The 21,220-nt window shown below is 43.1% G+C and carries 14 protein-coding genes; 5 read left to right on the top strand and 9 right to left on the bottom strand.

From position 1 onward, the window contains the following. Window positions 1-40 precede the first annotated feature (40 nt). Together I1A42_RS00540 and I1A42_RS00535 are read right to left on the bottom strand one after the other, a co-directional pair. The gene (locus I1A42_RS00540) at window positions 41-4,966 is read right to left on the bottom strand and encodes an AvrE-family type 3 secretion system effector (protein ID WP_196122291.1); all 4,926 of its coding nucleotides are present in this window, start codon (window positions 4,964-4,966) and stop codon (window positions 41-43) included. A 67-nt stretch (window positions 4,967-5,033) separates the two neighbouring features. Then, the gene (locus I1A42_RS00535; protein WP_230389321.1) at window positions 5,034-6,242 is read right to left on the bottom strand and encodes a pectate lyase; all 1,209 of its coding nucleotides are present in this window, start codon (window positions 6,240-6,242) and stop codon (window positions 5,034-5,036) included. A 184-nt stretch (window positions 6,243-6,426) separates the two neighbouring features. Between I1A42_RS00535 and I1A42_RS00530 the strand changes: the two genes are divergently transcribed. After that, window positions 6,427-8,007 carry a hypothetical protein gene (locus I1A42_RS00530; RefSeq protein WP_196122280.1) on the top strand — a complete coding sequence of 527 codons (1,581 nt, stop codon included), beginning with the start codon at window positions 6,427-6,429 and terminating at the stop codon, window positions 8,005-8,007. A gap of 63 nt (window positions 8,008-8,070) precedes the next feature. On the opposite strand, the gene I1A42_RS00525 is transcribed toward I1A42_RS00530, so the two are convergent. The 5 genes from I1A42_RS00525 to I1A42_RS00505 all read right to left on the bottom strand — a co-directional run bounded on the left by I1A42_RS00525 (window position 8,071) and on the right by I1A42_RS00505 (window position 12,729). Continuing rightward, window positions 8,071-9,306: an NRAMP family divalent metal transporter gene (locus I1A42_RS00525; protein WP_196122278.1), complete on the bottom strand. Its 1,236-nt coding sequence runs from the start codon at window positions 9,304-9,306 to the stop codon at window positions 8,071-8,073. Window positions 9,307-9,454: 148 nt separating this feature from the next. Continuing rightward, on the bottom strand, window positions 9,455-10,408 hold the full coding sequence (locus I1A42_RS00520; RefSeq protein ID WP_196123754.1) for a 5-oxoprolinase subunit C family protein: 954 nt from the start codon (window positions 10,406-10,408) through the stop codon (window positions 9,455-9,457). Next, window positions 10,405-11,157, bottom strand: coding sequence for a 5-oxoprolinase subunit PxpB (gene pxpB / locus I1A42_RS00515; protein WP_196122276.1), 753 nt, complete (start codon window positions 11,155-11,157; stop codon window positions 10,405-10,407). The genes I1A42_RS00520 and pxpB overlap by 4 nt, the downstream gene beginning before the upstream one ends. Next, a complete protein-coding gene (locus I1A42_RS00510; RefSeq protein ID WP_196122265.1) occupies window positions 11,148-11,897 on the bottom strand; it encodes a 5-oxoprolinase subunit PxpA in 750 nt (249 codons plus the stop codon). The genes pxpB and I1A42_RS00510 overlap by 10 nt, the downstream gene beginning before the upstream one ends. 37 nt (window positions 11,898-11,934) lie before the next feature. Beyond that, window positions 11,935-12,729, bottom strand: a complete 795-nt coding sequence (locus I1A42_RS00505; protein ID WP_196123753.1) for a putative hydro-lyase — start codon at window positions 12,727-12,729, stop codon at window positions 11,935-11,937. A gap of 162 nt (window positions 12,730-12,891) precedes the next feature. On the opposite strand from I1A42_RS00505, the gene I1A42_RS00500 reads away from it, so the two are divergent. Further along, window positions 12,892-13,800 carry a LysR family transcriptional regulator gene (locus tag I1A42_RS00500; protein ID WP_196122263.1) on the top strand — a complete coding sequence of 303 codons (909 nt, stop codon included), beginning with the start codon at window positions 12,892-12,894 and terminating at the stop codon, window positions 13,798-13,800. 19 nt (window positions 13,801-13,819) lie between these two features. Here I1A42_RS00500 and xylB read toward each other — a convergent pair whose 3' ends face one another. Then, a complete protein-coding gene (xylB, locus tag I1A42_RS00495; RefSeq protein WP_196122261.1) occupies window positions 13,820-15,271 on the bottom strand; it encodes a xylulokinase in 1,452 nt (483 codons plus the stop codon). 199 nt (window positions 15,272-15,470) lie between these two features. Between xylB and I1A42_RS00490 the strand changes: the two genes are divergently transcribed. Beyond that, window positions 15,471-16,643, top strand: coding sequence for a XylR family transcriptional regulator (locus tag I1A42_RS00490; RefSeq protein WP_161157550.1), 1,173 nt, complete (start codon window positions 15,471-15,473; stop codon window positions 16,641-16,643). A gap of 44 nt (window positions 16,644-16,687) precedes the next feature. Here the strand turns inward: I1A42_RS00490 and I1A42_RS00485 are convergent, their stop codons facing one another. Then, entirely contained in the window at window positions 16,688-18,079 is a 1,392-nt protein-coding gene (locus I1A42_RS00485) for a sugar porter family MFS transporter (protein ID WP_196122259.1), read from the bottom strand. A gap of 282 nt (window positions 18,080-18,361) precedes the next feature. Between I1A42_RS00485 and xylA the strand changes: the two genes are divergently transcribed. Together xylA and I1A42_RS00475 are read left to right on the top strand one after the other, a co-directional pair. Continuing rightward, window positions 18,362-19,678: a xylose isomerase gene (gene xylA / locus I1A42_RS00480; RefSeq protein ID WP_161157548.1), complete on the top strand. Its 1,317-nt coding sequence runs from the start codon at window positions 18,362-18,364 to the stop codon at window positions 19,676-19,678. 520 nt (window positions 19,679-20,198) lie between these two features. Beyond that, window positions 20,199-20,831 (top strand): hypothetical protein, encoded by a 633-nt coding sequence (locus I1A42_RS00475; RefSeq protein ID WP_161157547.1) that lies wholly within the window; start codon window positions 20,199-20,201, stop codon window positions 20,829-20,831. The last annotated feature ends 389 nt before the right edge of the window (window positions 20,832-21,220 follow it).

Genomic DNA, 21,220 nt, shown 5'->3' with positions numbered 1-21,220 from the left:
GGTTGTAACGCGGTGAGCAGACACACCCACCGCGTTACGTTTACGCTTTCACTTCCATTCCTTGTTTTTTCAGATCAACCAACGCAGAGGTAATATCTGTTTGATGGTTGGTGATTTCCCCTCCCACGGTATAGGTACGAGGCACTTCTTGGTCGCGGCCATATTTGAAGTTGATACTGCCTGCATCACGTTCCATGTAAATAGTGGCGCTACTTGAGCCACTGATTAGTGGCGTTGGAGCCGAAAATCCTTCTTTATGAGAGCCTTTCTCCATTACCGCAATTGACTTTATGCGACGGTTTTCTGGATTTTCTAGTGTCTTTTTCACCTCATCCATATTGATCTTACCTTTCGCGAAGTTCTTTTCTAACTTCTGGCGCACATCATCTTTGAGCTCTAATGTCACCATAGTGTGCGTGTTAGGATGTGAACGTGCTTTATTTACTATCGAGGCAAAATCAGGGTCTTGCTGCATCATATGAGTGATTTTCTCAGTTAACGCACGTTTATGTGATGGGGCGATAAGTGATGCGAGGAAGTCAATCGCACCCAGTTTATCCATTTGCTGTGGGTTGTAGTTAGTGACGGCCATTTTACAGTCGCCCAACATTGAACCGTTAATTTTAGCGGCATCATGTTGGATGTTGGTTTTGTGCAGATCATTAAGGGCTGAATGCTGAGTATCATTAAGTGCGATGCGTGGTGAATCGCCAGCAAACAGTTTATTGATCGCCTCTAGTTTTTTATCCGCTGTCGGAAGTTTTTCGATTTCTTTAATCGCATGAGCGGTTGATTTATCTGGGAAAGCACCGGTGAGTGTTTCACCTAATTTGGTGATGGCTTCATCGGTGACTGGCTCAGCTTGCTTAGTACGCATTTCACCTTTGACACGCACGGCATTATCAATGGCGGCTGAGGCACTGACGGCCATTTTGCCCGGCATAGGTAATAGCCCTGCTTCAAATGATTGGTTATTGCCTAGGGTGACATCAGCACTTGCCCCAGCCGTGGCCGTATTGAGTAAGCCATTTTTAGAGGTGACCGCTGTTTTACCATTATCGATGCCCTGAGTTTGCAGGTGATCTTTGGTGGCCGTTGCCAAGTTTAGTCCTGCACTTAAACCAACACCTGCACGCAAATATGTGGTGTTATCGTCGGTTTTTTTCAGGTCCAAACGGGCGCGAGCACCAATGTTAACCGCCATATCTAAAGTAAAGCTGGTTTTCGTGCCATGAATGGATGCGTGCTCTTGGCCTTTAGCAATTAAGTCATTGGCCTTGAGTGTGCCATTGGTGAGGCCATCGACAAATTCATCGATATCGTTTCCTTTAAGGGTAAATGTGATTTCATTGTCTTTTGCGTGACTGGCATTCGCAGTAATCCCTGCGCCGACCATCACGTCTGGTTTAAAGGATTGTTGGCCGTTATTAAGGCTCGTTTTGAAGTCATTTCCTGGCTGATTCAAAATATAAGGCAGCGTGTTTTTGCTGATCCCGAAGTTGGCCGATGCTGCTGGGCCTAAGTTTCCTGAGAGTGTCACCTGAACGCCATCTTCTTGACCGTTAAAATCGATCGAATAGTTACGTTTTTCACTGACGCCAGCAGTAGGGAACATATTGACCGCTTGGCCTTGTAACGCGGTCGGGACAAATGTGACGGAGGCGTCGACACTGTATCCGCGGCTCACATTCACATCATCACTTGGCTTAAGGCTATGCAGTAATGACTTAAGATCTTGATTGAGCTCAGTTTGGTTTTTTGATTCAAGTGACGTTCGTGTTATTAAATTAACCCCATGATTTTCATCTTTCATCGCCCGGGTAAAATACTTAGTGACGTCGTAGTTTTCTTCAGCTTGCTTACTGCTTTGCATGCCTTTGTCGGATGCTTGTTTGACTGGTGATTGCTCATAGCCTTTATCTGAGATGGCAAGGAAATCTTTTTCCAATTTAGCTAACTGCTCTGTCGACGGTTTACTGCCCGATAACAGCTCGGCTTTTTCGACTAATCCGTCGAGTTTTTGCAGGGTTAAAGAATCGAGCACCAAACGGGCTTTCACCAGTGACATCTGATCGTTAGAATCGCGTCGACGGCCGAGTGGTATCTCCGTTTTCTCATGGCTCATATTCAGTTTTAATGCTGAAAATGAGGTAAGAATATCGCCAGGAACAGACTCTTTCGACGCTGGAGTGTGTTTCCATAAAGGAAGAAGTTCATCCGTTAGGCTATGACCACTACGGTTGATATTGAACGATTGGGTAAATGCTTTTGTTTTCGATGGTTTGTAATCAAACTTCATTGCGCCTTCGTCATCAATGATGCCTTGATGTTGTCCAAGCGTCATCAATTGATGTTCAGCACTGCTCTCTGCATGGTGTCGCAAGTTTTCGATCGCCGCTTTCAGCCCTTTGGCTTCATCGCCCAAATCCAACTTCTCTAAACGGGTTTTAAGATCGAGCGGTGGACGTTCAGGCACATCGCCCGCTTGGATTTTTTTGCTGGTTAGATCGAGTTCTTCATAAAGCGCATGTTGCTGTTTATATAATCCATCGAGGCCGTTACGACCTTTCCAATTATGTTGAGTTGAATCTGCAAAGGTTTGCAGTGGGCGTGGTACATCCATCGTAGGCTGAAATACGTGAGCTTTAAGGCGAGATGTCCATTTACTATTTATTTTTCCGCCTTCCGCGCCAGACATTCCCCCCATCTGTGCTGTGACGTTAACTTGTGCCCCATGCTTGGTGACTTTTGTTCCTTTGGTTGCGTGTGACAAACGTGAAAAGAGATTATCACGCTTACTGACATTGGTGGTTGGATCTTCTGTGTGGGTTGATTGCCAATCAGCTTTGCCCAGCTCTAACGTTTGGTGATTATCGGTGGTTAGAGTGACTTTACGTTTGGCGTTCAGTGATAGTTGTTGAATCTTGCCATCACTTTGAGGCACATCAACAGGCTTCCACGTATGATTCTCCTGCGGAGTTAACACACCTTGCCAATCTTTTTTACTGAGCTTAAACACTTTGCCTTCATCGTTAAGCGCATAAAGGTTGGCATTTTTATCGATAGTCAGCTGTTTGACTTCACCCGTTAACCCTTTTTGTGTGACAGGGTGGGCTGGGTTGATGGGCTGACTAGTGCCCGAGCGTAAGTGCGTGTGTACTAACTCGCCTTTATCTGTCAGTGCTACATGTTGGTTACTGTTGATGACCGCTGCCGCTTTGATTTTTCCTTCCGGCATCGCTTTCGGACCATCATCTAAGCTTAAATCGCCTTTCGTGTGGTGCAGAGAAAATAGGTTGTCTTTACCAAAGCGAATGGCACCAGATTTTTCGTTGACCGTGACTTTTTTTAACTGTCCTTTTTGTAAGGCGTAAGCTTGACCATCTTGACCACGTTGCAATGAATCAATGTTGTCGGCTTGTTCGCGCCATGTTTGTGTTTGCGGATCTTTCGCGAACAGTTTGTTGTCGTGTAAGGCCATTTTCCCTTGACGACCAAAATCTTCAACATCCAGTGTTTGCTGGTCAACGCTTTTTAAACCTTGTGTATTATCAATGTGTAATACATCCGAAAGGTTCCACCCAGGGGTAAACGCTTCACGATGGTTCATCATCGGGCACGCATGTTCTTGACCTGAATGATCTTTGACTAATAACGCGACCTTACCATTGTCATCGGGTAAAAATCCTTGTAGCTGAATGTCATCACCTAAATGCGTTTTCAGTTCAGACGGTTTCATTTCATGGAAAGTGAGCTCATTTTGACCTTGTTGGGGTAAATCCGCTTTTAAAAGGCGATTTTCTTTATCGATGGCATAGACATGATGATCGTCTATTCCCAAAGATTGGATATCTGGTGATTCATCTTTTGTCTGCTCAGTTTTTAACGCCGGTTCAAAATGTAGCTTGGGTGATTGGGCATTTTTATCATCGATTGATGAGTGAAACTCGATGGTTACGGGTTTGTCATCGCCACCTTTAAATAGCAACGCAATCTTGCCTTGTTGGTTAACACCAAAGCCATCAATCGATTTATCTTCTGAATTGAGTGAAGATTGAGTGCCGAGTTGAGTGAGGTGCTTGCCGTCAGCAACCGCAAATAATGCCCCTTGAGGCTGTTTGGCCAGTTTGCTCAGCTTTCCTTGGGCGTGGTCTTGTTCTTGCCATGTACCATGTTCGCTTAATGTGTACAGCTTACCATCGTGCAAACGCGCTTGTTGGCCGGATTCATCTTGATAAACACCGCTGGTATGACTCAACATCGCATTGGAAGGTGTGTGGGTACTTTCAAGTTCTCGGCCCATGACTGGCATATGTGCCGTCGTAATGGGTTTGGACTTGTGCATGGCCAGCAAACCAGCTTGTTTATCTGTTTCTACAAAGGTAATGCTACCTTTGGTGTCCTGGAGCCACTGATGAGCGCCATTTTGAGCAGAATGATGAACCATGTAGGACTGCTGAGATTTTCCTAATGTGCCTTTTAGTAATGCCGCTACCGGTTTTGCCGTTCCTTCGCCGATAGAGATTTTGCCATTTTTCAGCGTGAGTTCGGGTGCATCTAATACATCGGGCTGTTGCGTTTGAGAGGCTGAGTGGGCTGACGTTGATGTTTGATCAGGCTGTTCAGCCATGACGGCTGATGAAGAACTCGCTCTATTTGATTGCCCTGATGCTACCTGCGCATCGTTTTGTGCTTCTTTTTTTAACAATTCCGCAAGGGAGTGATGCTTTTTATGTTGATGCTTAGCAACAGGGAGACCATCTGGTGTGCTTTCAAGCTGTGTGACATCTTTGGGAAGCGGTAAATGACTTCCTTCTGCGGCAAGTGTCGCAACTTGATTATGCTGTGGCTGGGCGTTTTGTTGAACAAGTTGGAGATTTGGGTGATTAGATTGGGTAGTTGATTGAGCGGCCTGACTGGCTTGTAATGTTTCAGCCAATATGTGGGCACTGTTACCTATTTTCATGAGTAATCCTTATCTGTGAGCGATGCAAAAAAGCTTATGCTGCTCAACGCGACATAAGCTTAAATCGTTAGGAGATATTGAGTGAGGCTGAATCGGGTAGTTTGTACATACCTTTTACGTTATCAGTCGTGACGTTATTGGCATTAACGTTGACGGTATTACTGTCACTTTGTACGAGCGCACTGTGACCGTTGGTGGCTTTAACGTTGTTGAGATTAATATCCCAATCTGCTTGTTGGCCGCCATTGGTGCGCACCAGTTTGCCAAAATCATCAGCTTGAACATTATCAAGTGTTAAAGTCCCGGCGGCATTCAGTTGGAAGATTTTGTCGTCTGCACCTTTAGCACTACTATTTTTGATAGTGACATCACCACTGTCTTTCATGGTCAGTGCATCTTCACCGACGTTAGTCCAGTGCACATTATCGACGGTGGCATCGCCATGGGTATGAACGCCATCAGCTCCGTTATCACCAATCACAACATTCTTCAGGGTTGCCCCATCTTCTAATTCAAACAGAGGTTTTTGATCTTCCGCTTGGTCACCACTGCCTAGTTTTGAACCTGCTGTGAATGTTTTACCTTGTCCATCAAAGGTTTCACCGGCTTTAACGACAATAGGTTCATTGACGACTGTGGCATCCGATGATGCGGTTGGGAACATATTGACGCTGGTACTGCTGGTATCGCTGGTGGCATTGGAAAGGGGTTGGGCTGTCGTAGAATCCGATGCTACTTGGGTTGTATCGCTGCTTTGAGTGGTGACACCTGCGCCAGATTGAGGCGTGACCGTAGAAGTATCGGCGAGTGATGATGTTAATGCACTCGAGTCTGTGGTTGATGAGCTGGATAAGTCGGTTGGGGAAGAAAAGGTAGAGGATTGGTTATCCATCATCTTCCCGACCTCTTGATTGAGTGGACTTGCCGCTTGAGAAAGCTGGCTTCCTCCGCCTTGGGTTCCTGTTGAACTGCCTTGCAATAATTGGTTAGTTAGCTGCTGTAACGCATTATCAGAAGAAGATGATGAGCCAAAAGGATCAGAACTTCCGCCCTGATTGCTTCCTTGGTTAGTGCTTCCTCCTTGCTGCATCATTTGCATCGCTGCCATCACCAACATCGCAAGTAGCATGGTCGCACCATCACTATTTCCTTGAGACTGCGAGGTATTATTGCCTCCCAATGCTGACGTAGCGCTTTGCCCTTGATTACCTCCCGAGGTCGCGGAGTTTTGCTGCCAACTCGATGAGTCAGAGAGGCTAATACCCAAATTAATCATGGTGTACATTCCTTTTGTTGGGTTAAACAGTTATTAGAGAATGAGGGTTTGGTGTATGTGTGGGTAGCGGTAGGTAATGGTTCCCATAAGGAATTAATATGAGAACTTTTTATTTATCAATTAGTCAATAATGGAACTATATGCAATTTGTTTCTACATAAAAGAGAAAAGGAGTCATTTAGTAATGAGTTTGATTCATTCTCTTTTCCCTTCGCATCATCACGCAATTTCAAGTACTTCCGATGCCGAGCCATTAAAAACGAAATCGACTCAAGCCGAGACCGTTGATACATCAGCCCACCTGAAAGCGAAACGCAGTCCCATCGACAAAATGATGGCAAAATTTCATGGTGAGAGGATGGCCTACGAATTAAACCTGCAAGTGGGTGACAAAAAAGGAGGGGCACAAACCAGCAAAGGAGCCGAAGCAGAGGCCTTAAAACCGGTTCTTAATGAGGATTACCAGCGCCAATTCAAAACGCATTTAACGTTGTTTAAAGATATTGCTGCAATATGTGATGCTCTAGAGCAGCAAGGTGAACCATTTTCTAAGCAACAGAATTTGCAGCGTCAAGAGCTGAATACAACCATTGATAAATTGGAGTCGATGGCACCGTTACTATTACATGGTGTAAGAGGAGCTAATGAGGATTTCTCGAAAAACAGTTTGGCTGATGTCAAAGCGATGGCGCAGTATGCGAAGCAGGATGTGTTGTCGGAACGTAATGTCGTTGCTCTTTTACAAGAAAAACCAAGGCAAATTTTACCGTTAATCAATAATATGGATAGTTTGTCGCTGTTATCTAAATATGTAAAAGATCAGATGTCTAGCTTGGCAGGTTCTTTAAGAAAACAGTCGCCGGAGGTGATTCACTTTTTGGCGCAACGTAAACAGGCGTTGGATCAGCGTACGGACAAGTCTTTATCGGAAGCGGGTGTACAACAAAATATCTCACAACTGCTCAGTAGTGCTGTAGAGGGTTTTAATCAGGCTACGCTTGATAGTCACTCTCATGGCGGGCGTGGTTGGTTGGCAAAACACGCCAAGGCTCTTCATCATCTTGGTTTTCATATCAAAACGCCGGATGAATTTCGTACCAAGATAAAAGATCATATCGAGTCTGAATATGGTCGCTTATTTCAAGTTGAGATAAATAAAGATAAAACCTTAAGTGTTCATGTTAACGAGAACACGATTGGCGCATTGCCAACCAAAGATTTCGTCCGTGGTCTTGATGATATTTACCATATGATGACAAAAAACTATGATAAAACGACAGTGAAAGAGGCCATTAAAGCGAGTGATGACATTGAATGGCGTAAAGGCTCTAGTGGTGAAAAAGTGCTGTCATTGACGGATAAAGCAGAGCAAGCACTAAAAGAGGCGCATGCCATTGATGAATTAGCGCCTCAGAGCAAATTGCAAAGTAGCATTATGCGGGGAGTGAATGACCTAAAACTGAGCCACCTCAAAGTAGGCCTGCAGCAAAGCTTTCAACAGCGGGCCAACGATATCAAAAAGAGTGCGGATAGTTGGCTCAATCTTGACTCAAAAGTAGCGGCAGGTAAGGCGTTGATTGTGGATAGTCTGATGAAAGATTTGATGGATAGTGAATCGCCACAAGATATGCTGAATTTGATTCGTACCGCCTTCGATATGAATAACCAGTTGTGTGACAGTTCACCTTTGATTCGCAATTCGGGCAAAACCGGTGAGTTAATTAATGATCTTTATCATGCCATTTCGCGTTTTATGTCTGAGTAAATATACGATTGGATAATAAAAAGGGCTTCTCTGGAAGCCCTTGTCACTTAATGAATAACAGGATTATGCCAAGACCATTTTATAGATACTGTACAGGCTCATTAGTGCCATCATAATCGAGATGATCCAACCGATAGCAGATAGCCATACAGGGTGTTGATAGTCACCGACAATGCGTTTTTTATGTGCAGCTACCAGCATAGTGCCCAGTGTCACTGGAAGAATGAAGCCGTTAATCGCGCCTACCAATACCAATAACGTAATTGGCTTACCAATTGAGCAGAAGATAAAGGTGGAAATAACAATAAAGCCAATAATGAATCCGCGGCTATGACGTTCAATGAATGGATGGAGTGTTCTTAGGAATGATACTGAAGTATACGCAGCGCCGATCACGGATGTGATGGCCGCAGCCCAAAGCACTAAACCAAACAGTTTGTAACCAATATCGCCTGCGGCGTGTTGGAACATTGAAGCAGGGGGATTGCTTGGATCCAGTGTCACACCTTGACTCACGACACCTAATGCTGCCAAAAATAGAATAATACGAACAATCGATGCCACACTAATGGCAGATAAAGACCCGCGAGTCACCTGTGGAAGAGACTCTTTGCCCACCACACCAGCATCCACTAGGCGGTGCGCACCCGCAAACGTAATGTAGCCACCGACGGTGCCTCCGACTAAGGTGACAATCGAAATCACATCTAAATGCGCTGGCGCTACCGCGCGATATGCGGCTTCAGCAACGGGAGGGTTGGTTGAAAACAGCACGTATAAGGTCATCAAAATCAGAGCACCGCCCAGAATAATGGTAAAACGGTCCATGACCTTAGTGGCATCTTTGAGTAGGAAAATCGCAACTGCAATGACCGCACTCAATGCTGCGCCACCAATAGGGCTGATACCTGGAAAGAGAACATTAACGCCAAGGCCAGCCCCGGCAATATTACCGATGTTAAATGCTAGACCACCCAATGCAACGGCTGCGGCAATAGCAATACCAAGGCCGGGTAATAGATCATTGGCAATATCTTGGGCTCGTTTTTTAGAGACGACAATAACACGCCATATGTTGAGCTGAGCACCGATATCAAGCAAGATGGAAATAAGAATAACAAAGGCGAAGCTGGCGCCAAGTGTTTGAGTAAAAACAGTGGTTTGTGTTAAAAATCCGGGACCTACTGCCGATGTGGCCATAAGGAACGCGGCACCCATGATAAGCGACCAATCAAAACCAGATTTACTCTTGGTTTGAGAACCGACGCTCGTTTGCGTAATGACTCTTTCTGAGGACATAGTATCAACTCCTGTATTGTGCTTGTCACGATCCTGTGACAAGGGCTCTTGGGGTTCTTTTCAGAGTGAAATCGTTTCAAACTCTGAATCATTGAACGACAAAATCCATCTCTTTCACTTCTAAATAAAGAGAAAGGTGTGCACGTCTTTAAACCGTTGTGCGTTGGTTTCGACTCACATAATGATTGAAGAACTGCAGTTCCAAACGGCGTTCTTGAGTCGCTTGCTCTAAGCTCTTTTCCACAAAGCGCACGGTAGTACCGGGTTGGCTTTGGGCGAGTTTACTTAAATCTTTGGCGCAGACGCAGCCCATTTTTGGATACCCGCCAATGGTTTGTCTATCGCGCATCAAAACAATGGGTTGCCCATCCGCTGGAATTTGAATCGCGCCGAGTGCAATACCTTCTGATATTAGTTTCTGTTCTTGGCATTGAATGGACTCGCCAGATAAACGATATCCCATACGATCGCAGTTGGTTGTCACGGTATAGTCATGATTAAAGAATCGCTCACGTTGTTCTGGAGCAAAGCGATCGAACTGATAACTTGGAATAACCTCTAATTCAATATTGGGTCCATATTCAGGGACAAACTGGCTTGGTACGTGGCGTAGTGGAGCGTCATCTTGCTGAGTGATGTATGGCACTTCATCGCCAGCCTTTAAAGCACTGCCATGCTGATCTAATCCACCAAGTTGATCGCGAACCACCGTGGTGCGGCTATGCAAAATAGGATCTGATGTAAATCCGCCTTTAACGGCAAGATAGCAACGTGTACCGTAACGTGCGCCTCGAAGAGCAATGGTATCTCCGGGCTGGGCGTGATAGCTCTGCCAAGGCACTATGGGTTTATCGTTGAGTTTTGCGCCCATATCTGCGCCAGTCAGAGCAAAGGTGATCTCTGCGGTAAACTCTGCACGAAATTGTCCCATGGTGATTTCGATTTGCGCATCATTTAACGTGTTGTCTAATAGACGGTTTGCCCATAAGAATGCGTGCTCATCCATTGGTCCGCCAGGGCTAACACCAATATGTTGATGACCCTGACGGCCTAAATCTTGTAGCAGACTCAAAGGGCCGGGGGAAAGAATACGTAACATCAGGCGATCTCCTTATCACGCTGAGGCTTTTTTGCCGAATTGCCCTCGTGGCGATGGTTTAACTCCGAGTCGAGTGAGCCTCCTAGCTCAATAAACTCTTCTCGAGTGATGGCTGTAAATATCACTTTTGCACCCATCTCAAACAAAGACAGATTAGCGCGCTGATAATCAATCAGTTCCATTGGCGTTTTACCAATTACTTGCCATCCACCCGGCGAGACTTTTGGATAAATTGCAGTTTGTCGATCGGCAAGGGCAACACTGCCTTTAGGAATCGATAAACGCGGTGTTTTCTTCCTGGCAATTTCTAACTCAGCGGGCGTATTACCGAGGTAAGCAAAGCCCGGAGTAAAACCAATTGCATAGACTCGGTATGCCTCACTGGTGTGCAGACGTACCACTTCTTCAAAATTCAATCCAGTATGTTCACAGACGTCATCCGCATCAAGTGCTACTTCTTTTCCGTAATACACCGGAATTTCAATCAAACGTGACGGTTCTTTATCACTTTGCGCAGAAGTTATATTGGCTAATACAGGAGTCAGCTTGGCAATGCATTCAGTGCAATCCATCGCCATTAAATCAAATGTCACGAGGATCGATGTGTAAGATGGAACAATATCGACCAAGTGTTCATTTAATGCAGCACGAATTAAAGGTACAGCCGCACCGATAGCATCGGCAACTTCAGCGCTAATGACGTCACCAAAATAGAGAATGACTGAATTTTCATTAACGGCGTTTATTTGCATACGGCTTGTCCCTGATGAATCAAGCTATCCAATAATTTCGCCGTTGGGAGTGCTTGTGGGCCATCACCGTGAATACATAGCGTATCTGCTCGAACTGGAATAACGGTACCAGAGAGTGTGGTCACTTGTTGGTGTTCAATCAGAGATTGTGCTTGTGCTCCGATGGTGTCTAGATCGGCGTATGCCGAGCCGGGAACGGAGCGAGGAACAAGGCGTCCATCTTCACCGTATGCGCGGTCTACAAACGCTTCAAACCACAAGGTAATCCCATATTTTTCAGCAGTTGCTTGATACTGTTGGTGATTAGGTACAGCCATGACAACGAGTGATAATTCTGGCGCGGCTGATTTCATCGTTTTTAATAGCGTCTCAAATAGTTCGTCATCTTTCATCATGGTGTTATAAAGCGCGCCGTGAGGTTTTACATAACTCAGTGGAACGCCTTCACTGGCACAAATGAGTTTTAATGCCCCAATTTGATAGATAAATAGGGCAGTGAGTTCGTCACTGCTCAATGCCATATTTCGGCGGCCAAAGCCTTGCAAATCAGCATAGCCGGGGTGAGCGCCAATAGTGACACCGTGTTGTTTGGCTAAACGGACAGTATTTAGCATTACTGTTGGGTCAGAAGCATGCATACCACAAGCGATATTAGCCATATCGATATATGGCATGACCTCACTGTCATGTCCTATTTTCCAGTTACCGAAACTCTCACCCATATCGCAATTGATCTTCATCCTTGTCTCCTGTATTGCTTCAGATGTTGTTATCAGGTTAAAGCACTGCGTGTGCATTATTCAATAGATCAGTGATTAACATCTTGCCTGGTGAGTGAGTGATACAAAAGGGTGGCTTACTGTGGCGTACCACGTTTTGTGGTGTCACGCCGCAAGCCCAAAATACTGGCACTTCGCCATCATAAATATCGACAGCTTCACCATAATTAGGTTGCGTAATATCTTTAATGCCAATGGTTTCAGGAGAGCCAAAGTGAACAGGGGCTCCATGCGCTTTCGGAAAACGACTAGTGACTTGAATCGCTCGAATGGCATCTTTAGGCGTAAATGGTCGCATTGAGACCACCATGTTGCCCGAGAATTTCCCTGCAGGTAAGCATGCAATATTGGTGTCATACATAGAGACATTGGTCTTCTGTTCGATGTTACGAACTTTCAATCCTGCTTGCATCAGGGCATCTTCAAATGAGAATGAGCAGCCTAAAGCAAAAATCACTAAATCATCACGCCAGTGCTGGCCGAGATCGTTTACTGCTTCGGAAAATTCACCATCATGGAACACATGGTATTCCGGTACATCGCGGCTAACATCGATATCATAGCCAAGCTCTGGAATGTAAGGATTACCAGGTTCAGACACCCCAATCAGTGGACAAGCGACCGGGTTTTTTTGACAAAACAGTAGAAAATCAGTGGCCCAATCAGCAGGAAGAATCAGTAAGTTAGCTTGTAAATAGCCTTTAGCTAATCCACTGGTAGAACCTTTATGTTCATTGGTTCGAATGAAGGCACGCACGTCGGCGGGAGAAAGTGAAGCTAGTCCATTTGTCATCGTCATATAACCAGTCCTTGGTTTATTTATTCGTTATATACAAAATAACGGTTATGGTGATAATGTCTATTAATGAATATTTAGTTATTCTGATAAATATTTTTTATGAAGTGTCTGAATAACGATTTATCACATTGGTCTTGGCATGAATAGGGAGATTAAATGCTAAACCTTAAACAGTTGGAAACGTTTGTTTGTATTGCTAATTTGGGGAGTTTTCGCCAAACAGCTGAACAGCTATGTACCACTCAACCTGCTATTTCGACCCGGATTGTCAATTTAGAGAATTCATTGAATACCGTGTTATTTCACCGCGATGGTGGCAAGGTCTCTTTAACGGCGAAAGGTCGAGAATTATTGCCATTGGCAGAGAGTATCGTATCGGGCAGTCAGAATTTATTACAAAAAGCGAATCGAGAGATAGAACTCTCCGGCTTATTGAAAATAGGAGTGTCTGAAACCTTAGTTCATACTTGGATTCCGCATTTTTTGGAACAGTTCCATCAACTGTTACCTCAAGTTGAAGTGGAACTGTCAGTTGATGCCACCGTTAACCTAACCAAAGATTTATTAGCCCGCAACTTGGATATTGCGATGATGATGGGGCCGGTTAATGAGCCATCTGCGGTCAATAAACCGCTCAGTAGTTATGAACTGTTTTGGGTTGCTCGTCCTGATATTGCCGAACAAATAGAACATAAAGTAAGTAATTTTGTGAGTTGGCCAATTATCACTTACGGACGAAATACATCGCCATACCATGAAATTGCTCATTATTTTAAGCTGAATAATATTCACAATATTCGCTTTTATTCTTCCGCTTCTTTATCCGCAAGTTTGAAGTTGGTTGAAAATGGGGTAGGGATTGCTTCCTTACCTAAGGAAGTGGTTCAGCAGCAATTAGATAACGGACAACTGGCTGTCATTAATGCCGATTGGCAGCCCAACCCGCTGAATTTTACCGTGACCTATTTAAACTCAAGCGAAAGTATACGTAATAATACGTTGATCAATCAGGCGGTTGATATGGCTTTGACTGTAGCTAATACAAAGGCCAGCTCTATGAGCTAGGCCTTTGTTGATGTTGTGATTAAAATAAGGATTTCAGTTGGTCGTATAAGGCTTTATATAGCTGGCGTTTTGCTGCATATCCTTGGTGTTGTTCTAAATCTGGATGATGTTCTGCCAATACTGGTGGTTGAGGGCAAATATCTCTCGTGTTAGTTCCCGGAGTGGCGAGTGCTAATTGGGCTAAACGTGCAGCACCTAAGGCAGGGCCAACATCACCACCTTGACGGTAAACAAGAGTTTGATTAAAGATATTTGCTAACATCTGGCGCCAATATGGGCTTCGAGCACCTCCACCAATTAAAGATATCTCATTAGGATGTTTGCCTTTGGTATGCATCGCATCTAAGCCATCAGCAAGTGCAAATCCGACACCTTCTAATACTGATTGTGCTAATTGATAACGGTCAGTGGTATGAGTCATTCCAAAAAAAACGCCCTTTGCATCAGGATTATTGTGTGGCGTTCTTTCCCCCGATAAGTAAGGTAAAAATACAATGTCAGTGGTGGGGTTTCTTTGTTCAAGTTCTTTCATCATACTTGGTACATCATTGAAATTAATCAGATTAGCTACCCAATTCAAACAAGAAGCTGCACTTAAAATCACCGACATTGTGTGCCAAGTGTTAGGAAGTGCGTGACAAAAGCTGTGCAGTGCTGCTTCAGGGTTGGTCACTACACCATTACTGACAGCGAAATAAACCCCAGAAGTACCCAGTGATATCATTGCTTGTCCTGGTTCAATAATACCTACTCCGATCGCTCCTGCAGCATTGTCACCACCACCAGCTATAACGGGAACTTTAGACAATCCAAGCTCTTGGGCCACGTTAGGAAGTAAAGTGCCAGTCACCTCAGAACCTTCATATAGCTTTGGCATATTTGAGCGGTTTAATCCGGTCGCCGCTAGCAACTTATCGCTCCAATCTCTTTGATCTATATCGAGCCACATGGTGCCTGCTGCATCAGACATGTCAGATGCATATTGTCCGGTTAATCGAAAGCGTAAATAGTCTTTAGGTAGCAGAACCTTAGCAATCTTGGTAAATACTTCCGGTTCACTATTTTGTACCCACTTAATTTTAGGTGCACTAAATCCAGACATCATTAAGTTGCCGGTTATTTCTCTACTATCGGGAACGGCTTCTTCCAACCATTGGCATTCTTTAGCGCAGCGACCGTCGTTCCAAAGAATTGCAGGCCGTAGGATGTTGTTGTGGCTATCAAGTAATGTCACACCATGCATTTGTCCCGACAAACCAATAGCTTTTACGTTTGTTAACGAATGCTTTTGTCCCAATTCTTGAATAGATTGGCAAGTTGCTTTCCACCATTGATTTGGATCTTGTTCTGACCAAAGTGGTTGTGGACGAGAGACAGACATAGAAACCGTAGCAGACTGCACTACCTCTCCTTCTTCAGTCATTAGAATACTTTTAACGCCTGAGGTGCCTAAATCAATACCGATATACATCGTTGTACCCCTTTTGTTTCACTAAATTTGTTATGAGTTTTTATCCTTTTGTTTCGATTTTAACTCGTAAATTCATGACCTCAATTACGTTTTTTAGCAACCAAATTAACGGATTTAACGACTGAGTTAAGGATCACATTGATAGGGAACAGCGGTTGTTAAAATCCTGTGTTTCAATAAGGGAGTGCTAAAGTTGGCCATGAATAAGAACTATCAGATCTCGTTATTGTTTAATGCCAATAAAGCTTATGACCGTCAGGTCATAGAAGGCATTGGTGAATATTTGCAAGCATCTCAGTGTCATTGGAATATTTTTATTCAAGAAGATTTTACGACTGATATAAAGCAGTTCCAAAATTGGAAAGGAGATGGCGTTATTGCCGATTTTGATAATCCTCACATAGCAACATTACTTGCACAATCTGATATTCCTGTCGTTGGAATTGGCGGTTCCTATGACAATTTAGAAGATTATCCTGCTGTTCCTTATGTTGCGACGGATAATGCATCTTTAATTGAGGCGGCTTTCGTTCACCTTAAGCAAAAAGGTTTACAACGTTTTGCTTTTTATGGAATACCTCATGATTCTTGGGAGCGTTGGGCATGTGAAAGAGAAAAAGCCTTCGTTAATTTGGTTAGTAGAGAAGGGTATTACCATTCTATTTTTCGCGGTAGTGAAACTAATTCTGAAACATGGCAATTCGACATGAATAGATTATCTGATTGGTTACAGCAGTTACCAACACCAATCGGTATTATCGCTGTGACGGATGCCAGAGCACGCCATTTATTACAAGCTTGTGATGCACTTAATCTTGTTGTGCCAGATAAAATTGCCGTAATCGGTATTGATAATGAAGAAGTGACTCGATATTTAACTCGAGTTTCCCTTAGTTCTGTTGGTCAAGGGACCAGAACCATGGGGTATTCAGCTGCAAAGTTGTTACAAAAGATGCTTGAAGGAGAGCGATGGGTTGGGAAATCTTTTCCTCGTATTCTTATCCCTGCTACTCGGGTATATGAACGTCAAAGCTCCGACTATCAAGGCGTTGATGATCCTTATGTAGTTCAGGCTATGCATTACATTCGTCAAAATGCTTGTAAGGGAATAAAGGTTGAACAAGTTTTAGATCATATTGGTATTTCTCGAACCAATTTGGAGGCCCGTTTTAAACAAGAAAGAGGTCACTCAATTCATCATGAAATTCATCAAGTCAAATTAAATAGAGCGAGTTATTTGCTGGCAAGTAGTGAGCTAACTATTGCCGATGTGGCTGAGGTGTGTGGCTACCCATCAATACAATATATGTACTCGGTTTTTAAAAAGGCGTTTAATCAAACGCCTAAAGAGTATAGAACTGAACGTAACTGACAGCGATCTAGAGTGTAGATCGCTGCAAAGAAGCGAAAGGTAATTTAGTGAAGGGCAGCTTCACCATGAATGTGTTGTTTTTTGTGCCAGAGCTGCTCTAGTTGTTCTAAAGAACGACCTTTTGTTTCGGGAACCCACCGATAAATAAAAAATACTGTAAATAAGCCAAAAATCCCATAAAGCCAGAATGGGAAACCACCATTAAAGGTCTGATAAATAGTGCTTTGATGGTCATTCATCATCGGGAAGGTTTGTGATACCAAGAAGTTTGCAGCCCATTGAGCAAAAACAGCAATTGATAATGCTTTAGAACGGATGTTGTTAGGAAAGATCTCTGCTAAAAGTACCCAAACAACAGGGCCAAGAGATAAAGCAAAAGCAGCAATATAGAGCAACACAAACACGAGAAGGTAGCCACCAATGGCATCCATATATGCAGCAGTACCAATGGCTATCATACTAATTGCCATTAAAAATGCACCAATCATCATGAGAGGACGGCGACCAAATTTGTCCACGGTAAAAATCGCCACGGCGGTAAAGCTCAGGTTGACCGCACCAACCAAAATAGTTTGCAGTAATGCTATATCTATTGAAGAAGAACTAAAGCCTTTCAAGATAGTAGGAGCATAATACAAGAAGACGTTAATACCGGTAACTTGTTGTAAAACACTCAACATAATCCCAATGATGAGTACTCCTAGCATCCCTGCAGCTACAATTGACGGTTTGTCTTTGTGACTTAAAGAAGCTTGAATTTCATGCCATTGGTTTGAAACATTTTCACCAGGACTGAGCGCTTGCAATAGCTTTTGAGCTTGTTCATCACGGCCTTTCATTGCGAGCCAACGAGGTGTTTCTGGAATAAAAAATAGCAGAACAAGGAACAGGCCCGCAGGGATGGTTTCAGAGGCGAACATGTAACGCCAGCCAGTATGATTTAGCCATTGCTCAGTGCCAATAAGTGCGATGCCGTAGTTGACAAAATAGACCACTAACATGCCAAAAATTATTGCAAATTGGTTACACGCGACCAAACCACCTCGACGGGCTGGTGGTGCTACTTCGGCAATATACATGGGGGATACCATTGATGCGATCCCAACACCAATCCCTCCGATAATGCGATAGACAACAAAGGTCCAATAGTTTTGTGGAATCGCAGATCCGATAGCAGAAATTAAGAACAGTAAAGCAGCAATAAAAAGTGCTCCTCGACGGCCAAAACGCGTACTGGAATCACCAGAAATTAATGCACCGATGACACAACCGATAAGAGCCGAGGATGCGGCAAAACCTAGCTCAGTTGAAGTTAACTGAAAGTAATTTTGTAGTGCTTCTGTCGCCCCAGAGATAACGGCTGTATCGTAGCCGAACAGCAGTCCTCCTAATGCGACAACTAGCGTTAGTCTAATAACACTTAGTTTAGTTTCCATGATTTATACCTCGTTATTTTTTATAGGGCACTATCTATTCTGGAAACCCACAGCAATTTATAAATTACTTAAAAAGACTTCATGATTACGATATTTCGCTATTGTGAGTGTGGCTATAAATCGAACAATAAATCGGGTTGTGTAACGTAAAAAACGTCAATTTGGGTCCTAATTCACACAAGATAAATATAGAAAAATTGGTGTGAAAAATCGTAATTGTTCAATTTTCTGTGAGGTACAAAGATAGTTAGCAGAGGACAAAAACGATAAGAGGATAAAATCATGACTGAGTTCTTTTCCAACGTGAAACCTATTCAATTTGAAGGAAAAAATACCGACAACCCACTCGCATTTCGATACTACGATGCAGACAAAATGATCTTGGGAAAACCAATGAAAGATCATCTACGTTTTGCTGCAGCATACTGGCATAGTCTCACTTGGCCAGGTGTGGACATTTTTGGACAAGGAACATTTGAGCGACCTTGGATGCAACCCGGTAATGCGATGGAACTGGCACATCTCAAAGCTGATGTCGCATTTGAATTTTTCTCAAAATTGAATGTGCCTTATTACTGTTTCCATGATGTTGATGTGTCTCCTGAAGGGGCTAATGTTCGTGAATATGTGAATAATCTAGCGCAAATGGTTGATATTTTAGGGAATAAACAAGAGCAAACCGGTGTGAAACTGTTGTGGGGGACCGCTAATGCTTTCTCAAATCCGCGTTATATGGCTGGAGCTGCAAGTAACCCCGATCCTAAAGTCTTTGCCTATGCTGCTACTCAAATTTTTAATGCGATGAAAGCGACGAAAACATTAGGTGGTCAAAATTATGTGCTTTGGGGAGGACGTGAAGGATACGAAACGTTGCTCAATACTGATTTACGTCAAGAACGTCAACAGCTGGGACGTTTGATGCAAATGGTTGTTGAAAATAAGCATAAAATCGGTTTCAAAGGCACTATCTTGATTGAGCCTAAACCTCAAGAGCCAACTAAACACCAATACGATTATGATGTTTCAGCAGTTTATGGGTTCTTGAAACAGTTCGGTTTAGAAGATGAAATTAAAGTCAATATTGAAGCAAACCATGCCACTCTTGCTGGTCATAGTTTCCAACATGAGGTTGCTACTGCAGTTTCTTTGGGAATTCTAGGTTCGATTGACGCTAACCGTGGCGATCCTCAATTAGGATGGGATACTGACCAATTTCCTAACAGCGTAGAAGAAAACAGCTTGGTGCTATATGAAATCCTCAAAGCTGGGGGATTAACAACGGGTGGATTTAACTTTGATGCTCGTTTACGTCGTCCATCTATTGCACCGGAAGATCTTTTCTATGGTCATATCGGTGGTATGGATACGATGGCTCTCGCACTGGAAAAAGCTGCTGCCATGATTGAAAACGATCAATTAGCGAAGAATATAGCTCAACGTTACGCCGGATGGAATGAGCCTCTGGGTAAAGGTATCTTAAATGGTGATTACTCATTAGAATCTTTAGCAAGCTATGCAGTGGATAATAATATTCAACCTGTGAAAGAGTCTGGGCGTCAGGAGTATTTAGAAAATATTGTTAACCGGTATATTTTCTAATTTTCATTAGCTCCTGAGTTAAGCGGCTATATCAATAATCAAATGACCTCAAGATGCAGGATTTAGATCTACATCAACGAGCACAGAGCAGCTCAATAGCTGAAGGAATGGCATTCGCTTTCACCGTGTTAGGGCGAATAAATGGGCTTGTTGATGATCTACTAAAGGTCGGATTTTATTCTCTCTTGTGCTACTTGGTTGATTTTCTATGTAGAATTACTCTATCTTAAAATCAGCACTTTGTATAAGAGTGAATAGTAATCTCGCAAAACATTATCTTAGAGTTATTTGGGTATCATAATCATCCCCGTAGCCGCTTGATATTTTTTAATAACTGAACTTCTATTGTTAAAGTCTGAATAATGTAAAAATAAACTGTGATCTTTACCCAGACTAACTATTTTTTGTTCAATTCTTTGTTAATTCTCTCCTAGCCTTATGGGAAAATTCTTTCCTCAAAATAAACCTGAGCAAAGTGACTCGGGAATCAAAAAATATAAAATAATTGGCTAGGTAAAACATGAATAATCAGATCATCAATTCGATGAGTCTTGAAATAAGTGACATTTGGAAACGACGTTTTGAGCTGTTTGATTCACTCAGTGCTCAAGAACGACCTCGTAATGACGTTTTTAAATCAGTTGCTTATAAAAGTTTAAGTATTAAAGAGCGTTATATTCTGTCTTTCAATCCCTTGGCATTTTTCGGCGGATTCATTTATTACCTGTTTAAAGGTATGACTGAAAAAGCGGGCGTATTGTTTTCTGCAACGGCGATATGGTGTGCTTTATTGGCTGGAGTGGAGTACCTACTAGGGATTCGCATTCCATTAGTATTCTACTGGGTGATCCCATCGTTACTCAGTGCTCAGCTTGCGAATTTTGATTACTACTGCAAGCTTACTCAAGGTGAATCTTTATGGCCGGATATGCCGCGTTGGATTTATCTGCGCTACGGTGTTACTCAGATGGTGTTAGCGGCGAGTTTGATTTGCGGAGGCGTTGTGACTTTTGTGTCTAATCACCAATACTCGACAGCAGATGCTCGTCATTCAATGCAAGCCATTCGTATTAACTGTGGTTTAGACAAAGTTTATGTGATGCCTAACGAACTCGATTTGTTTGGTAAACAGGCGTTGTGTCGTAATTTTTAGGTAAATCAAGAGAAATCATCATACTGTTTGAGCGTTATGTTGCATACAGGGTCGAGGTGGTAAATGAGTGATGCCTTACTCTATCGAACATATCAAATATTTATGCAATTCTAGCCGCCAAAATTTTTGGCGGCTTTTTTATGGAAAAACATTAGCTAAGTTACAGAGTCTAATGTGAATTTTTAATATCATGCATAGATATTCAGCTGGAATATGCCAGATTAATAGAGAATCCACCTTTTTATAGTGTTTAATCATTGAAAATAAGTGTGATAGACTCTGCGTCTCTTATTACTATTTTGCAATTTATTGCACTTTTATTCGATTTTTAGTGATGTTGAGCGCTTGGTTGTATATCAAGAGGAAACACACTTTTTAGTCAGGAGCTT

The sequence above is a fragment of the Vibrio nitrifigilis genome, assembly GCF_015686695.1.
In the GTDB taxonomy this organism is placed as follows: domain Bacteria; phylum Pseudomonadota; class Gammaproteobacteria; order Enterobacterales; family Vibrionaceae; genus Vibrio; species Vibrio nitrifigilis.
The sequence above is the reverse complement of the archived record's forward strand: the minus strand, read 5'-3'. Positions and strand labels throughout refer to the sequence as shown.

What these genes read in the sequence shown, in the direction of transcription:
- I1A42_RS00505 (WP_196123753.1), bottom strand. Translation starts at nt 12,729, where the DNA reads ATGACAAATGGACTAGCTTCACTTTCTCCCGCCGACGTGCGTGCCTTC.
- I1A42_RS00525 (WP_196122278.1), bottom strand. Translation starts at nt 9,306, where the DNA reads ATGTCCTCAGAAAGAGTCATTACGCAAACGAGCGTCGGTTCTCAAACC.
- xylA (WP_161157548.1), top strand. Translation starts at nt 18,362, where the DNA reads ATGACTGAGTTCTTTTCCAACGTGAAACCTATTCAATTTGAAGGAAAA.
- I1A42_RS00535 (WP_230389321.1), bottom strand. Translation starts at nt 6,242, where the DNA reads ATGATTAATTTGGGTATTAGCCTCTCTGACTCATCGAGTTGGCAGCAA.
- I1A42_RS00500 (WP_196122263.1), top strand. Translation starts at nt 12,892, where the DNA reads ATGCTAAACCTTAAACAGTTGGAAACGTTTGTTTGTATTGCTAATTTG.
- I1A42_RS00490 (WP_161157550.1), top strand. Translation starts at nt 15,471, where the DNA reads ATGAATAAGAACTATCAGATCTCGTTATTGTTTAATGCCAATAAAGCT.
- I1A42_RS00475 (WP_161157547.1), top strand. Translation starts at nt 20,199, where the DNA reads ATGAATAATCAGATCATCAATTCGATGAGTCTTGAAATAAGTGACATT.
- pxpB (WP_196122276.1), bottom strand. Translation starts at nt 11,157, where the DNA reads ATGCAAATAAACGCCGTTAATGAAAATTCAGTCATTCTCTATTTTGGT.
- xylB (WP_196122261.1), bottom strand. Translation starts at nt 15,271, where the DNA reads ATGTATATCGGTATTGATTTAGGCACCTCAGGCGTTAAAAGTATTCTA.
- I1A42_RS00530 (WP_196122280.1), top strand. Translation starts at nt 6,427, where the DNA reads ATGAGTTTGATTCATTCTCTTTTCCCTTCGCATCATCACGCAATTTCA.
- I1A42_RS00510 (WP_196122265.1), bottom strand. Translation starts at nt 11,897, where the DNA reads ATGAAGATCAATTGCGATATGGGTGAGAGTTTCGGTAACTGGAAAATA.
- I1A42_RS00485 (WP_196122259.1), bottom strand. Translation starts at nt 18,079, where the DNA reads ATGGAAACTAAACTAAGTGTTATTAGACTAACGCTAGTTGTCGCATTA.
- I1A42_RS00540 (WP_196122291.1), bottom strand. Translation starts at nt 4,966, where the DNA reads ATGAAAATAGGTAACAGTGCCCACATATTGGCTGAAACATTACAAGCC.